Consider the following 15926-nt stretch of genomic DNA (forward strand, 5'->3'; position numbering starts at 1 on the left):
CACTTGCCCGCGCAGCCCGCCCGCGCCGAACCCCGCACGTCCGTCGGCCACCGGCGGTGCGGGATACTTAAGCCATGCAGACTTCCGGCTCCAGCCGTCCAGCCAGCCAGCCGCGCACCATCGTCATTCTTGGATCCACCGGTTCCATCGGCACCCAGGCGATTGACGTCGTCGACGGCGCCCCCCATCTTTTTGAGGTTGTGGCGCTCAGCGCCGGCGGCGGCAACCTCGAACTCCTCGCCCGGCAGGCAGTGCACACCCGGGCCGCGGCCATCGGCATCGCCGAAGGCGATCCCGGGCGACTCCGGGACCTGATCAACGACGCCGCCCGCGAGGCAGGGATCCGGCAGTACCGTCCCGAAATCATCGCCGGCCCCGACGCTTCAACCACGATCGCCGCCGTCAAGGCGGACGTGGTGCTCAACGGCATCACGGGCTCGATCGGGCTGGCGCCCACGCTCGCCGCGCTGGAATCCGGCGCCACCCTGGCGCTCGCCAACAAGGAATCCCTGATCGTTGGCGGTTCGCTGGTTAAATCCGCCGCCGCGGACGGACAGATCGTGCCGGTTGACTCTGAGCATTCCGCCATCGCCCAGTGCCTGCGCTCGGGTACCGCCGCGGAGGTGGACAAGCTCATCCTGACCGCCTCGGGCGGGCCCTTCCGCGGCCGTACCCGCGAAGAGCTCTTCGCCGTCACGCCGGAGGAGGCGCTGGCCCACCCCACCTGGGACATGGGCCTGATGGTCACCACCAACTCAGCCAGCCTGGTGAACAAGGGCCTTGAAGTCATTGAGGCGCACCTGCTGTTCGACATCCCGCTGGACCGGATCGACGTGGTGGTCCACCCGCAGTCAGTGATCCACTCGATGGTGCAGTTCGTGGACGGTTCCACCATCGCCCAGGCGTCGCCGCCGGACATGCGCCTGCCGATTGCGCTTGGCCTGGGCTGGCCGGACCGGGTGCCCAGCGCCGCACCCCCCTGCGATTGGACCCGCGCCGCGAGCTGGACGTTCGAGCCGCTGGACTCCGCCGCGTTCCCCGCCGTCGGGCTGGCCAAGGACGCGGCGAGGCAGGGAAGCACCTACCCCGCTGTATTCAACGCCGCCAATGAGGAGGCCGTGATGGCTTTCCACGCCGGGCATATCCGGTTCACGAGCATCGTGGACACCATCGAAGCCGTCCTCAGCGAACATTCGGGTTCCTCCGGGCTAACGGTCGGATCCGTACTCGATGCTGAGAAATGGGCACGTGCGCGTACCCACGAACGTTTAGCAGTGAGCAGTCTCTAGGAAGCAGCAGATCTAAAGCATGAGTCCCGTCATCCTCTTTATTCTTGGTGTCGTCTTTGTGGCGGTCGGCATCGCGGTATCGATTGCGCTGCATGAGGTGGGCCACCTGGTGCCCGCCAAGCTGTTCAAGGTGCGCGTCACCAAGTACATGATCGGCTTCGGCCCCACCCTCTGGTCGACCAAAAAGGGTGAGACCGAGTACGGCTTCAAGGCGTTGCCGCTTGGCGGCTACGTGTCGATGATCGGCATGTACCCGCCCAACAAGGAGGACGGCTCGGTGCGCCCGTCCAGCACGGGCATGTTCCAGACGCTGGCCAGCGAGGCCCGCTCCATGGCCCATGAAGATGTGGGTCCCGGGGACGAGAACCGCGTGTTCTACCGGCTCCCGGTCTGGAAGAAGATCATCGTCATGCTCGGCGGGCCGGCAATGAACCTCCTGATCGGCCTCGTGCTCACGGCCGTGCTGCTCATGGGCTTCGGCATCTCCGAGCCCACGACCACCATCGCCGACGTCTCCAAGTGCCAGGTGAAGGCGGGGGAGACCGTCGACCCGGACTCCGCCGACTGCAAGCCGACACCGGCAGCTGCAGCCCAGCTCAAGCCCAACGACGTCATCACCTCCTTCGACGGAAAAGCCGTGACCAGCTGGGACCAGCTCACGGGCTGGATCCGGGCTTCCGCCGGCAAGGAAGCGTCCATCACCGTGGAGCGCAACGGCTCACCGGTGACCAGTACCGTCACCCCCGTCCTGTCGGCGCGCCCTGTTGTCGGAGCCGACGGACGCCAGGCAAAGGACGACGCCGGAAAGCTCCTGTACCAGGACGTCGGTTTCCTGGGCATCGGTGCGCAGACCGCCCTGGTTCCCCAGCCGGCGTCGTCCGTCCTGCCCATGGCAGGGGAGAACATCAAGCAGGTGGCCGGAGTGGTGCTTAATCTGCCGGCCCGGGTTGCCGGCGTCGCCAAGGCGGCGTTCAGCGAAGAACCCCGCGACCCCAACGGCCCCATCAGTGTGGTGGGCGTGGGCCGCGTGGCCGGCGAGGTGGCGGCCATGGAGGAAGTGCCTGTCCAGGCCAGGCTGGCCGCCCTGGTGGGACTCCTCGCCGGACTCAACTTTGCCCTGGCCGTTTTCAACCTGATCCCGCTGCTCCCTCTCGACGGCGGCCACGTCGCCGGCGCTCTCTACGAGGCCGTGCGGCGGCGGGTGGCGAAGTTGCTCGGCAAACCCGACCCGGGCGCCTTCGACATCGCGAAGATGCTCCCTGTGACCTACGTCGTGGCCGCGCTGCTCATGGGAATGGGTGCGCTGTTGATCTATGCGGACATCGTGAAGCCGGTGAATCTCTTCGGCTAGTTCTTATGCCTTAACCCCAAAGGGCTGATTCCCAATAATCAGCGCTAAATGATTGATTTTAAAATATAAACCGGATACGGTTTAGCCATGTACGTTCTGACCATCGACCAGCGCGGCAGCACCAATGACGTGGACCGCGTGCCCGAGCTCCTTGGGGGACTCGGCGGCCATCCTGGTGTCCGCTTTGAACGCTCCGTCGGCGACGAAGTGCAGGGGGTTCTGCAGGACCCTGCCCTCGTGGTCGACGTGGCGCTGCATGCGCTGCGAAGCGGGCACTGGTACGTGGGAATCGGCGTCGGCCCGGGGGCCTTGGCACCGGACGCCAGCCCCCGCGAAGGGTCCGGACCCGCCTTTGTTGCCGCGCCCGCCGGGCGGTGGAACGGGCCAAGTCAGCCGCGAGCCATGTCCCTGCCGCCGTGGTCGCGGGGACACGCGAGCACGAGGCCACCGTGGCGTGCGCCAACGCGGAGGCAGTGCTGCGCCTGGTCGGGAGGCTGGTGCAGGACCGGACCGAGGCCCAGTGGCGCGTGGTGGATGCCCTCCGGGCGAAAAGCGGAGCCGCACCGGAACGGGGCCACGGACGCCACGGACTCCAGAAACAGGTGGCCCGGGAGTTGGGAATCAGCGAACAGTCGGTGAGCCGGACCGTCCTCCGGTCGGGCTGGCAGGAAGAATGGGCCGCAAGGCCGGCGGTGGAAATGCTGCTGGCGACCGCCCACCGCCTCGTCCTGAAGAACCTCACCCCCGTGGCCCAGGACGGCGACGACAACAACTGAGGAGAACCGTGAACGCTGTCTGGATCGCAGCCGCCCTGCTGACGGCCGGATTCGTGGGCTGGCCTGTCACGGCCCTGGTTTTCCGGCTGGCCCGTACCATCGACGACAAAGCCGACGCCGACGCCGACGCCGCCGCCGCAGGTGCCGGCCGGGACGGCGCCGACGATCCCTCGGCGGATGTAACGGTGGACAGCCCCGCCACAGGGGACAGCCCGGCCACAGGGGACAGAGCCACAGGGGACAGGGCCAACACAGTGAACGGCGACATCACGGTGGGCGCCGGCACGGCTGCTGCGCCGGCATCCGGGGGCGGCGCTCCGGCCACACGGATTCTTCGGGGCGGCGCCATCATCGGCGTGCTCGAGCGGCTGGCCGTCTGCCTTGCCATCCTGGCCGGTCAGCCCGTGGCGATCGCCTACGTGGTGGCCATCAAGGGCCTGGGCCGGTTCGCGGAACTCAAGGAAACGCCCGTGGCCGCGGAGCGGTTCATCATCGGCACCCTGGCCTCCATGCTGTGGGCTGCGGGAGTTGCCGCCCTCACGAAGGTCGTGCTCCTCGGCTAGCCCGGCCGCGGGATAGGGTATCTCTATGACTGTTTTTGCTGTTGAGTACGTATACGACGCCGAGTCCTCCGAAACGCGCGCGGCCACCCGCCCAGCCCACCGTGAATGGACTGCGGGACTCGCGCAGGACGGCACGCTTCTTGCCAGCGGACCCTACGGCGACGGTGCGGGTGCCCTGCTCATTTTCAAGGCGGCTGACGAAGCTGCACTCAACGAGGTCCTGCGGCAGGATCCCTTCGCTGCTGCCGGCGTCATTTCCGGCACCCGAACCACCGAATGGGCACCTGTGACCGGCCTCCTGGCTGAGCACGCAGCCTAGCCGCCCCGCACTACCGATTTTCGAATTCAAGGAGTCCACGTGACCTCGGTCAGCCTGGGAATGCCATCCGCACCGCCGCCCGTCCTTGCCCCGCGCCGCAAGACGCGCCAGATCAAAGTGGGCTCCGTCGGCGTCGGTTCCGATTTCCCCATCAGCGTGCAGTCGATGACCACCACGCCCACCACGGACATCAACGCCACACTGCAGCAGATTGCCGAGCTGACCGCGTCCGGCTGCGACATCGTCCGCGTGGCATGCCCGTCGGCCGATGACGCTGAAGCGCTGCCGATCATCGCCCGGAAGTCGCAGATCCCGGTGATCGCTGACATCCACTTCCAGCCGAAATACGTCTTCGCGGCCATCGAGGCAGGCTGCGCGGCAGTGCGCGTCAACCCGGGCAACATCCGCAAGTTCGACGACCAGGTCAAGGAGATCGCGAAGGCGGCCAAGGATCACGGCACGTCCATCCGCATTGGCGTGAACGCCGGATCGCTGGAACCAGGCATCCTGAAGAAGTACGGCAAGGCCACCCCGGAGGCCCTGGTCGAATCGGCAGTCTGGGAAGCCTCGTTGTTCGAGGAACACGGCTTCCACGACTTCAAGATCTCCGTCAAGCACAATGACCCGGTGGTCATGGTGGCGGCCTACGAAATGCTCGCCGAGAAGGGCGACTGGCCGTTGCACCTCGGCGTGACCGAGGCAGGCCCCGCCTTCCAGGGAACCATCAAGTCGGCCACAGCCTTCGGAGCCCTCCTCTCGCGCGGCATCGGCGACACCATCCGCGTGTCCCTCTCCGCCCCTCCCGTCGAGGAGATCAAGGTGGGCAACCAGATCCTGCAGTCGCTGAATCTGCGGCCCCGCAAGCTGGAAATCGTCTCGTGCCCCTCCTGCGGGCGCGCCCAGGTGGACGTCTACACCCTCGCCGAGCAGGTCACCGCCGGTCTCGAGGGAATGGAGATCCCGCTGCGTGTCGCCGTCATGGGCTGTGTCGTCAACGGTCCGGGCGAAGCACGGGAAGCGGACCTCGGCGTCGCCTCAGGCAACGGCAAGGGCCAGATATTTGTGAAGGGCGAGGTCATCAAGACTGTCCCCGAGAGCCAGATTGTTGAGACACTGATCGAAGAGGCCATGCGTATCGCGGAAGAGATGGGGGAGGCCGATGGCGAAGATGCTGTCAAGGGTAGCCCCGTGGTTAGCGTCTCATAAGGACGGCCCCGCGCCGGACGGTGCCACCGTCCGGGTACTGGGTGTTGCGGACACGCGTCAACTGCGCGAACTGGCAGAGACCGATCCCGTAGCCAACGTGTTCATTTTGGCGCACCTGGAGTCCACGGACTCTGCCGCGCCCACCCCGGGCGGAGCCAACGTCCTGGGCGTTTTCGACGGCGACGTACTGGTTGGCGCCTGCTGGGCAGGCGCTAACCTGGTCCCCGTCCAGCTCGACCCCGAGCTGGCCGGACCGGTGGCTGCTGCGGCCCACCGCTCCGGACGCCGGTACGCGTCGATCTTCGGACCGGCCGGCACGGTCCTTGCCCTGCACCGCCACCTGGAGGAGCTGGGCCACCTGGCCCACGAGGTGCGGGCCGACCAGCCGCTCATGACCATCACCGGCCCTCCCGCCGTCGAGCCGAACTGGCAGCTGGGATATGGGCAGTACGCAGACTTTGACGCCATCCTCCCTGCCTGCGCGGCGATGTTCGAGGAGGAGGTTGGCTACTCGCCCTACCTCGGCGGCCGCGACTTCTACAGCCGCCGGGTGGCAGGCCTGATCCGGCAGGGCCACTCCCTGGTCCACCTGAAAGACGGCGAAGTCGTGTTCAAAGCCGAACTCGGCGCCGTCACGGCCGAGGTCACACAGGTGCAGGGCGTATGGATGAATCCCACCCACCGGGGGCTCGGGCTGAGCGCCGGCTACATGGCGGCCGTGGTGCTGCTGGCCCAGAAGATGGCACCCGTCACCAGCCTCTACGTCAATGACTACAACTCCCGGGCGCGGGCAACATATGAACACGTTGGCTTCCGCCAGGTGGGGACCTTCGCTACAGTTCTCTTCTAGCCCGAGGCCCAGCCTCACCCCGCCAAAGCGGATTTGGAATCGGTGACGGCTATCACATAGGTTCTTTGTAACCGCGTTTACGGACTCGGGTGGTCTCAGAGAATTAGCGGCATGACCGGCCGCGAAGCCACGCCACCGCAGGGATGACCAGCCGGAAACGGCCAGGGGCTTCTCCTGTGGGGCGTGGCTTTCCTGTTCGGCTACCACAGGACCCGGAATCCTGTACTGCTGCCCAGCCGGTAGATTAGTACCCAGACAATCAGCACTTCCCCCAGAAACGGACACCTACCCGTGGTTCTTCGACTCTCCAAGCTTTTCCTGCGCACACTGCGTGAAGACCCCGCCGACGCCGAGGTGGCCAGCCACCGCCTGCTCGTGCGCGCGGGATACATCCGCCGCGCGGCTCCGGGCATCTACACCTGGCTGCCGCTGGGACTGAGCGTCCTGCGCAAGGTGGAACAGATCATCCGTGAAGAGATGGCCGCCATCGGCGCCCAGGAAGTTCACTTCCCCGCGCTGCTCCCGAAGGAGCCCTACGAGGCGACCAACCGCTGGACCGAGTACGGCGAAGGGCTGTTCCGGCTGAAGGACCGCAAGGGCGGCGACTACCTGCTGGCCCCTACGCATGAGGAGATGTTCACCCTCCTGGTGAAGGACCTGTACTCCTCGTACAAGGACCTGCCGCTGAGCATCTACCAGATCCAGAACAAGTACCGCGACGAGGCGCGTCCCCGCGCCGGACTCCTCCGCGGCCGCGAATTCATCATGAAGGACTCCTACTCGTTCGACGTCGACGACGCCGGGCTGGACGCCAGCTACTCCGCCCACCGTGCGGCTTACCTGAAGATCTTCGAGCGGCTGGGCCTGGAAGTCATTCCCGTGACGGCCACGGCCGGCGCCATGGGCGGCTCCAGGAGCGAGGAGTTCCTGCACCCCACCGACGTCGGCGAGGACACCTTCGTCCGCTCGGCCGGCGGCTATGCAGCCAACGTCGAGGCCGTGACCACTGTGGTTCCCGCCGAGATCGACTTCACCAACGCTCCGGCCGCGGAAATCCGGGATACCCCGAACACTCCCACGATCGAAACGCTCGTGGCTGCCTCCAACGAGCTCGTGCCCCGCAGTGAGGCCGACGGCGGCCCCTGGACTGCCGCTGACACCCTCAAGAACGTTGTTCTCGCGGTCACCCTGCCCACCGGGGAACGTCAGATCGTGGTCCTCGGCGTCCCCGGAGACCGGGGCGTCGACCTCAAGCGCGTCGAGGCCAACATCGGTGCCTACCTCCCGGTGGCCGGCGAGATCGCCGTGGAAGCCGCGGGCGAGGAGGACCTGGCCCGCAACCCGCTCATTGTGCGTGGTTACCTCGGCCCGGGCATGTCCTTGGACGCACCCCTTCTTGGCCTGGAGGGTGCAGCCAAGCTCCTCTACCTGGTGGATCCGCGCGTCGTCAGCGGCACGGCATGGATCACCGGTGCCAACATGGCCGGCAAGCACGTCTACGGGCTTGTCGCGGGACGCGACTTCACGTGGGACGGCGTCATTGAATGCACCGAAGTGCGCGCCGGCGATGAAGCCCCGGACGGGTCCGGACCGCTCGAAACGGCCCGCGGCATCGAGATGGGGCACATCTTCGCGCTGGGCCGCAAGTACGCTGAGGCGCTGGAACTGAAGGTCCTGGACCAGAACGGCAAGCAGGTCACTGTCACCATGGGTTCCTACGGCGTGGGGGTCACCCGTGCCGTGGCCGCCCTGGCGGAATCCAACCACGACGCCAAGGGCCTCGTCTGGCCCCGCTCCGTGGCTCCGGCCGATGTGCACGTTGTGGCAGTCGGCCGCGGCGAGGAGATCTTCGCTGCCGCGGAGCAGCTCGCCCTCGAGCTTGAAAACGCGGGCCTGGAGGTCATCTACGATGACCGGCCCAAGGTTTCCCCGGGCGTCAAGTTCGGCGACGCTGAGCTTGTTGGTGTACCCACCATCCTTGCCGTCGGCCGCGGACTGGCGGACGGCGTCGTCGAAATCAAAGACCGCCGCAGCGGCGAGGCTGAAAACGTGGCCGTGGACAAGGCCGTTGACTACGTGGTCAACGCCGTCCGCAGCAACTGACCGCCGATCCACTAAGTGGTTTCGGGGTTCGAGTCGATCCAGCTCGCCACTATTGTCCTGATAGTGGTGGCTGGCTTCTCCGCAGGCTGGGTGGACGCCGTCGTGGGGGGCGGCGGCCTGCTGCAGCTGCCGGCGCTGCTGCTCGTGCCGGGGATCACCCCGGTGCAGGCACTGGCTACCAACAAGATGGGCTCCATCTTCGGCACCACCACCAGCGCCGTGACCTACTACGGCCGCGTCCGGCCCGATCTGAGGACGGCCGTGCCCATGGCCGTGATCGCGCTGGCGGGCAGCTTCGGCGGGGCGTTTCTGGCCACCCGGCTGCCGGCGGAGGTGTTCAAGCCGATCATCGTGGTGGCGCTGGTCGCCGTTGCGCTGTCCACGGCCCTTAAGCGCGACGCCGGACACCTCACCGAGCTCAGGCACGACGGCCGAACACACTACGTGGTGGCCTGCGCCATCGGGGCCGTGATCGGGTTCTATGACGGCCTGATCGGGCCCGGCACCGGATCCTTCCTGGTAATCGCACTGGTTTCGGCGATGGGGTACGCCTTCCTGGAGGCCAGCGCCAAGGCGAAGATCGTCAACATGGCGACGAACGCCGGGGCACTCATATTTTTCCTCCCGCACGGGTCCCTGCTCTGGGGAGTCGGCCTGCTGCTGGGCGCGGCGAACATGGCCGGGGGCTATCTCGGCGCGCGCACCGCTGTAAAGCAGGGGAGCAAGTTCGTCCGGGTGGTGTTCCTCGTGGTGGTTTTCGCCCTGATCGTCAAACTCGCCCTCGACGTCTGGCAGGAGAACTTCGCCTGAGTCTGGCTCCCGGCGGGGCTGCCGTCCGGCACGCCACGTGCTGGCTGGAAAACCAGCCCACTCGGCGGGTAGTTCCGCAACAGGCATAACGCAGTTCTAATATGGGCGCCATACTGGTTTGTCTTTTTGTTGGATTTATTCGCCGGGTGTTGGTAGCCTCGGCTTCGTCCGGTCGTCGGCGGTTCTGTGTTCGGCGGTATTTTGGGGTTGTCTTTGGGGAGGAATTTTTATGTCGCGTGTGTTGTCTACTGAGCAAGCGAAGGCTGCGATTGGGCAGGTGCAGTCGATCATTAATGGTGGTTTCACGGACCAGATCTCGGCGCTGGATGCGCAGGGGCGGGTTTTGTCGGATCCGAATGTTTGGGATGGTCCTTTGGCTGCGCAGTTCCGTGGTTCGACGTGGCCGGAGACGAAGGCTGCGTTGGATAAGGCCAAGGAGGAGTTGGAGCAGTTGCGGGGTCAGCTGCAGAAGATCTCGCAGGACATTTTCTCCGCCGGCGGCGGCGCCTGAGCCTGTTTTTTCTTGTGTGAGGGCCGGGTAAGCGCGCCGCTTGGGTGAGTGCGCGGTTACCCGGCCGTTGCCGGGTGTGGTCTTGTTGTTTGAGTTTTGTTCTTTTGGGGGGCTTTGGTTGTGACCGAGTTCGTTGAGGTGCCGTTGTTGCCGGATTCGGATGCTTCTGAGGGCGGGCGGTTCGACTACGCCGTGGCGGGGGCGGTGAGGTCGGCGTTTGAGTCGGCGGCGTCACGGCTGGAGGAGCATGCGGGTTCGCGGGTGTCGTATGTCTCCTCGGCGAAGGAGGACTTTCGGGGGCACTTCTCGGAGCTTTTCGCGGCTAATGCCGCCACGGCGAGGAATGATGCTGACGCGCTGGTGGCGGCGTTGCGGACGGTGGCCGGGTACGTCGGGAAGATGATCGACGCCGGGCATGAAGAGGACGCCCGGCGGGAGCGGAACAACGAGTGGGTCCGGGAGCATAACGACCGGAACTGGTTCGAACAGGCCGGCGAGTGGCTCTTCGGTGAGGAGGAGCGGCCGAACGCCCGGCCGGGGAGTGCTCCTGCGTTCGCCCCGGCCAGTGCCGCGACCGGGTCCCGGGAGACGCCCCAGCCCGGCGGCGGGTACGGGGGCGGGACGTCCTCGGCGCGTCCGGCGAGCCTGCGGTCTTTCGCGGCGAACTCCCGCGGCCTGGACGAGGGATTGTCCTCGGCCCCGGGAACCCTGGAGGGGCAGCTGTCGGCGTTTGAGTCCGGCTGCTATTGGGGACGGATCGAGGCGTCGGGAGTAGTCGCCGCTTACCGGGAGTTCCTGCGGGCCAACGAGAACGATGCACGGTGGGCGGTGACTGTCGCTGACGCGTTCGCCGCGGCCGGGGGCGAGGGAAACGTTTCCACCCTCTCGGACGCGGCGGTCAACGAGGCACTGGCCGCGGCCGGAGTCAGCGCCAGCAGGTCCGGGCTGGTGATCGACCCGCCATTGGCGGCGGGAGCACTGCCTACCAGCGGTTACGCCAATGACCCGGTGAACACGGCCACGGGCAACTTCATCGAGCCGGAAACGGATCTGGGGTTCGCCGGGGCCGCCTCGAACCTGGTGCTGTCGCGGATGTATAACTCGCTGGCGTCGGGTTTGGAGGCGCCCGGGGTGTTCGGTCCGGGGTGGGCCTCGGTCCTGGACCAGTACCTGGCGGTCTCGGATGAGGGCTGCCGGTGGGTGATGGCGGACGGCCGGGCGGTGGACTTCCCCCGCGAGGGGGACGGCTGGGGCCGCGCGGCAGGTGAAAACTACTGGCTGGCCCGGGAGCCCGTGACTGCGGCAGGCCTGGCGGAGCTGGGCTCCCTGCCGGCGGGCGCGGCCGAGGTCCTGGTGGTCCGGGATAACCAGGGCGCCTGGTGGGCGTACACCCTTGCCGGGGTGTGGCTCGGCGCCGGGTCGGGGCCGGGCCGGACGGTGTCCGTGGTCCGGGGCAAGGCGGCCGACGCCGGCAGCGCGGGTCCGGTGGCGCGGCTGGAGCATGTGCGGGGCCGCTTCCTCGAGGTCGAGTACGCGGACGGCCGCAGGGACGGCCGGGTGGCGCTGGTCCGGGCCTCGGACGGGCGCCGGGTGGAGTACGGGTATGACGACGCCGGCAGGCTCACCCGGGTGGCGACCGAACTGGGCGCGCGCAGGTACCGGTGGAACGGGCAGGGCCTGATTGATGCTGTGGTGTCGGCCGCGGGTGTTCTTGAGGCGGAGAACAGCTACGACGACCACGGCAGGGTGGTCCTGCAGGTGACCCAGCACGGGCGCCGGACCAGGTTCGCGTACCTGCCGGGCCGGGTGACGGTGGTTTCGGATGAGGACGGCACCCGCTCCAACTCGTGGATTGCCGATGCGAAGGGCCGCCTGGTCGGCGTGCTGGACGGTCATGACCTGCGCCAGTCGATGGCCTATGACGCGCACGGGAACCTGGTGTCCTTCACCGAGCGTGACGGGGCGGTCACGGTGCACGCCTACGACGGGCGGGGCCGGAAGGTCCGGACCGTGACCCCGGAGGGTGCGGACCTGAGCTACGGCTGGGACGGGCAGGACCGCATCACCACCCTGGTGACGGAGTCCGGCTCGGTCGTCTCCTATGAGTACGCCGACGACGTCTCCCGGGATCCTTCGGTGATCCGGGATCCGCTGGGCGGGCTCACCGGGCTGGAATGGCGGGACGGGCTGCTGGCCCGGGTCACGGACCCGGCCGGGGTGGCCGTCGACTTCGACTATGACGGGTTCGGGGACCTGGTCGCGACCCGGAACGCGGCAGGCGATACCGCGAGAATTGTCCGGGATGATGCGGGCCGTCCGGTCGCGGCGATCAGCCCGTCCGGGGCTACGACCCGCTTCGGCTATGACGCGGCCGGGCTGCTGGTGCGGCGCGAGGACCCGGACGGCGCCGTCTGGGCCTTCGAGCACGATTCCGCGGGGCGGACCACCGCGTTCACCGCCCCGGATGGCGGACGGACCGAACTGGAGTATGCCGCCAACGGCGAACTCGTCCGGACCGTCGACCCGCTGGGCCGCAGTATTGAGCGGGTTTTCGACGAGCTCGGCAATGTCACCGCCGCGGTGCTGCCGGACGGTGCCCGGTGGGGCTTCGCCCACGACACGCTCTCCCGGCTGGTCGGCATCACGGACCCTGCCGGGCATGACTGGGTGCGGGAGTACGACAAGGTCGGTGCCCTGACCGCCGTCGTCGATCCGACCGGGGTCCGCACGGAGGCCGCGTCGGACCGCAGGGCCGGCACGGCGACCCTGACGGACGCGTTCGCGTCCGCCACGTACAGCTTTGACGGGTACGGGCGCCCCACCCGGGTGCAGGCGGTGGACGGGTCCGCGGAGCTGGTCTCCTATGACGCGGCGGGCAACCCGGTGGAACTCGTCGACGGCGAGGGCGGCCTGACGGTCCTGGGCCGGGACGTGGCCGGGAAGATCACCTCCATTACCTCTCCCACGGGCGCGGTCACCCGGTATGAGTACGACGGGTGCGGGCGGCCCTGGCGGACCACGGACCCGGCCGGGGCGGTCACCGAACTGGCCTACGACGCCGATCAGCGTGTCATGGCCCGGACGCTGCCCACGGGCGAGGTCGAGACGTTCGAGTACGACGTGTGCGGGCGGCTCGTGCTGCACCGTGCCCCCGGGCAGGGCGTGTCCCGGTACGGCTACGACAAGGCAGGCCGGCTGACCTTCTGCCAGGACACCTGGTACGGCACCCGCCGGTTCAAATACAACCCGGCCGGGGAACTGACCGAGACCGTCAACGGCGTGGGCGGGCGGACCCGGTTCGAGTACGACGCCCGCGGGCGCCTGATCCGCATCACCGACCCCGTGGGTGGGGTGACCACGCGCACCTACACCGCCACGGACCAGGTGGAGTCGGTGACCGACCCGCTCGGACGGGTCACCACCGCCGCCTACGACCCCGCCGGGCGCCAGCTGTCCCAGACCGGCCCGGACGGGCACACCACCACCTGGACCTACGACCCGGCCGGCCGCGAAAACTCCACGTCGTTTGACGGGAAGCTGCTCGCCAGGATCGAGCGTGACCTGATCGGCCGCCGCGTGGTCATCACCGACCACACCGCCGGTGACGGGTTGGCGGTCGAGCACGAGCTCGGGTTTGACCGGCGCGGGCTGCTGACCTCCCGCACCCGCGCGAACAAGGGCCTGTCCTGGGCTTACGACGCCGACGGGCACCGCACCGCCTTCACCGACGCCAACGGAACCACCACCACCTATCGGCGCGACACCGCGGGCCGGGTCACCTCCGTCAGCAACCCCCGGCTGGGGGAGGCCGTGTTCACCCACGATGCCTCGGGGCGGATCACCGCCGCGACCGCCGGGGACCTGGTCCAGGAATGGGCCTACCGCAACGGCGCCCTCGCCGAACACACCCGCACGGACACTGCGAACCCGGGTGCCGCTGATGTCACCCTGATTGGCCGGGACGGGGACGGCCGGATCACGGGCCTGACCCGTGCCGGAGCCGTGACCCGCTACGGGTACGACGGCGCCGGGCAAATGGTCACCGCCACCACCCGGACCGGGGACCGGGACAGTTCGGCACCGGCTTCCGTTTCCGAGTGGGTGTACGACGCCGGCGGTCGGCTCTTGCGCGAAAGCACCCCGGCCGGTTCCCGGGAGTACGAGTACGACGCCGGCGGGCAGCTTCTCGCCGTCACCGAGGCTGACGGGTCCCGGACCGAGTACGTCCACGACGGGCTGGGCCGCCGCACCCGGCTCATCCGCCCCGACGGGTCCTGGACCGAGTACGCCTGGGGCCCGACCGGCCACCTGGGCGGCACCACCGACCGCACCCCCGACGGCGCTGCAGTCTCCCGGCACGAACTGTGGGTGGACGCCCTGGGCGAACTCGCCGCGGTTGATGGCGCGGAGCTGTGGTGGGACACCGCCAACCCCATCCCCACCCTGGCCGGCATCAGCGGCGGACAGGTCCTCACCCTGCCCGGCGGCGTCACCGGCATTGGCGACGCATGGACCGCGCCGGGCTGGCGCGCCGCCCGGCCCACCGACCACACCGACCCCTGGGCCCTCACCGGCACTCCCGCCCTTCCTGCTCCCGGCGGAACTGCAGGTGCCGGCGGCACAGGAACTGCCGGTGCCGTATCCGGGCTGGGCGGTGCGCTGCCCGCCGGGATCAGCATCACCGGCAACGGCGGCGTCGACATCGCGGGCCTGGAATGGCTCGGCAAACGCGCGTACGACCCCGCCGCCCGCGGCTTCCTCTCCACCGACCCCCTCGCCCCCATCCTCGGCGCAGGCTGGGACGGCAACCCCTACGCCTACGCCGGAAACAACCCCCTCAACACCACAGACCCCACCGGACTACGCCCACTCACCGATCACGAACTCAAAGCCTACGACGGCTCCACCCGCGGGGCCTTCGCCGCCGCCGGAAACTGGCTGGCAGACAACTGGGAATATGTTGCCGGTGGCATGGCGATAGTCGGCGGGGCGGCGTTGATGTTCGTCCCCGGTGGCCAGGTCGTCGGGATGGGGCTGATGAGTTTCGGCGCCGACGTTGTGATCCAGAAAGCAACCACCGGCGAAGTTAACTGGGGCCAAGCCGCGATCTCGGGTGGACTTGGGATGGTCGGCGGCGGTGTCGGTATGGCGGCGGGCAAGCTCGTCAACAACCCCATGGTCCGTATGGCCGTGGAGAACGGTGTTGAAGGGTCGATTAGCGGAGCCGGCGGATACCTCACCGGGCCAGGCCCCCACACGCCGTCCGGATTTATCGGTGCCACCGCCATGGGCGGCGGCACCGGGGCCTTACCCATCGGCGCCGCCAGCCGGGTTGATCTTCCGGTGGGACCAACCACTCGCCTGGGCGATCTGGCCCCAAACCCGACCTTACTCAATGCGTCGGATGTACGTTTCAGTCAGCGAAGTGTCACGGATCTGCAATCGCGAATTGATACCATGGCCGAACACGGCTGGTCTCGTTTTGATCCTGCTGACGTTGTGCTCATGACTGATGGGGGATACACAACACTCGACAATAGGCGGGTACTTGCGGCCGCTTATACGAACAATCCCGTTCACGCCAATGTGCATCTTCACACGGATATAATTGACGATCCAGTTGTGGGCCAGCGCTTCCCGGTTCCAAGGGGGCCGGAGCGGGGCCAACCTGCTGCGACGTGGGGCGAAGCGGTTGAAAACAGGATCGGGAACCAGGGCGCAGTCTTCCGCAACACGTATCCACAAGGGTCGCCAACCACTGGGTGGGCCGGAGATTAGCCAGCAAGAAAGAGGCAACAAGACCGATGATGCAAAATCTTTCACTACCGGTTCTCTATGACCGCATGATCGAGTGTGGGGTGATCGACCTGGAACCGTGGGCACTGTTACGTGGATCCGAGCAGTTGCAGCGCACGCAGCATGTCGATGAGCTTTTCCCGGGGTGGGGTGTCATCCCCTTCGCGCGGAGGACCGATAACGACGAAGTAGCATGCTGGACTGGCGGGAGTGTCGTGGTCATCGATGACTTCGACGTTGTTCGAGCCGCAGGCGGGGAGGCGGTACGCCGCGCGATCTCGGAGTACGCCTCGATGGATGAGTGGCTCATCGCGGCGGTACGAGACTTCATCGAGTTCGATTGAGCTCTAGC

11 protein-coding genes and 1 pseudogene are annotated in these 15926 nt (G+C 67.6%); all 12 read left to right on the top strand.

The annotated features are described in order from the left end of the window. The first annotated feature begins 74 nt into the window (after positions 1-74). The 12 genes and pseudogenes from dxr (at position 75) to QF036_RS08760 (ending at position 15918) form a co-directional block, all read left to right on the top strand. On the top strand, positions 75-1289 hold the full coding sequence (gene dxr / locus QF036_RS08705) for a 1-deoxy-D-xylulose-5-phosphate reductoisomerase (protein WP_307101006.1): 1215 nt from the start codon (positions 75-77) through the stop codon (positions 1287-1289). Positions 1290-1308: 19 nt separating this feature from the next. Further along, complete coding sequence (locus QF036_RS08710) at positions 1309-2640, top strand: M50 family metallopeptidase (RefSeq protein ID WP_307101007.1); 1332 nt, start codon at positions 1309-1311, stop codon at positions 2638-2640. Positions 2641-2727: 87 nt separating this feature from the next. Further along, positions 2728-3416 (top strand): annotated as a pseudogene (locus QF036_RS08715) (MarR family transcriptional regulator). Positions 3417-3424: 8 nt separating this feature from the next. After that, complete coding sequence (locus QF036_RS08720) at positions 3425-3979, top strand: hypothetical protein (protein ID WP_307101009.1); 555 nt, start codon at positions 3425-3427, stop codon at positions 3977-3979. A gap of 25 nt (positions 3980-4004) precedes the next feature. After that, positions 4005-4298, top strand: coding sequence for a YciI family protein (locus QF036_RS08725; RefSeq protein WP_003805893.1), 294 nt, complete (start codon positions 4005-4007; stop codon positions 4296-4298). A 39-nt stretch (positions 4299-4337) separates the two neighbouring features. Next, positions 4338-5504 (top strand): flavodoxin-dependent (E)-4-hydroxy-3-methylbut-2-enyl-diphosphate synthase, encoded by a 1167-nt coding sequence (gene ispG / locus QF036_RS08730; RefSeq protein WP_003805892.1) that lies wholly within the window; start codon positions 4338-4340, stop codon positions 5502-5504. Then, positions 5467-6354: a GNAT family N-acetyltransferase gene (locus tag QF036_RS08735; RefSeq protein WP_307105859.1), complete on the top strand. Its 888-nt coding sequence runs from the start codon at positions 5467-5469 to the stop codon at positions 6352-6354. Before ispG ends, QF036_RS08735 begins: the two co-directional genes overlap by 38 nt. A gap of 291 nt (positions 6355-6645) precedes the next feature. Beyond that, complete coding sequence (locus QF036_RS08740; RefSeq protein WP_307101011.1) at positions 6646-8457, top strand: proline--tRNA ligase; 1812 nt, start codon at positions 6646-6648, stop codon at positions 8455-8457. A gap of 15 nt (positions 8458-8472) precedes the next feature. Beyond that, complete coding sequence (locus QF036_RS08745) at positions 8473-9267, top strand: sulfite exporter TauE/SafE family protein (protein WP_307101013.1); 795 nt, start codon at positions 8473-8475, stop codon at positions 9265-9267. A 229-nt stretch (positions 9268-9496) separates the two neighbouring features. Next, positions 9497-9778: a hypothetical protein gene (locus QF036_RS08750; RefSeq protein ID WP_003803594.1), complete on the top strand. Its 282-nt coding sequence runs from the start codon at positions 9497-9499 to the stop codon at positions 9776-9778. Positions 9779-9898: 120 nt separating this feature from the next. Continuing rightward, positions 9899-15556 (top strand): DUF6531 domain-containing protein, encoded by a 5658-nt coding sequence (locus QF036_RS08755; protein WP_307101015.1) that lies wholly within the window; start codon positions 9899-9901, stop codon positions 15554-15556. Between the two features lie 26 nt (positions 15557-15582). Beyond that, the gene (locus tag QF036_RS08760; protein ID WP_307101017.1) at positions 15583-15918 is read left to right on the top strand and encodes a hypothetical protein; all 336 of its coding nucleotides are present in this window, start codon (positions 15583-15585) and stop codon (positions 15916-15918) included. Positions 15919-15926 lie beyond the last annotated feature (8 nt).

Source organism: Arthrobacter globiformis (assembly GCF_030817195.1).
In the GTDB taxonomy this organism is placed as follows: domain Bacteria; phylum Actinomycetota; class Actinomycetes; order Actinomycetales; family Micrococcaceae; genus Arthrobacter; species Arthrobacter globiformis_D.

Excerpts from the sequence above, each read along its gene's own strand:
- dxr (WP_307101006.1), top strand. The coding sequence starts at position 75 with ATGCAGACTTCCGGCTCCAGCCGTCCAGCCAGCCAGCCGCGCACCATC.
- QF036_RS08710 (WP_307101007.1), top strand. The coding sequence starts at position 1,309 with ATGAGTCCCGTCATCCTCTTTATTCTTGGTGTCGTCTTTGTGGCGGTC.
- QF036_RS08725 (WP_003805893.1), top strand. The coding sequence starts at position 4,005 with ATGACTGTTTTTGCTGTTGAGTACGTATACGACGCCGAGTCCTCCGAA.
- QF036_RS08735 (WP_307105859.1), top strand. The coding sequence starts at position 5,467 with ATGCTGTCAAGGGTAGCCCCGTGGTTAGCGTCTCATAAGGACGGCCCC.
- QF036_RS08750 (WP_003803594.1), top strand. The coding sequence starts at position 9,497 with ATGTCGCGTGTGTTGTCTACTGAGCAAGCGAAGGCTGCGATTGGGCAG.
- QF036_RS08760 (WP_307101017.1), top strand. The coding sequence starts at position 15,583 with ATGATGCAAAATCTTTCACTACCGGTTCTCTATGACCGCATGATCGAG.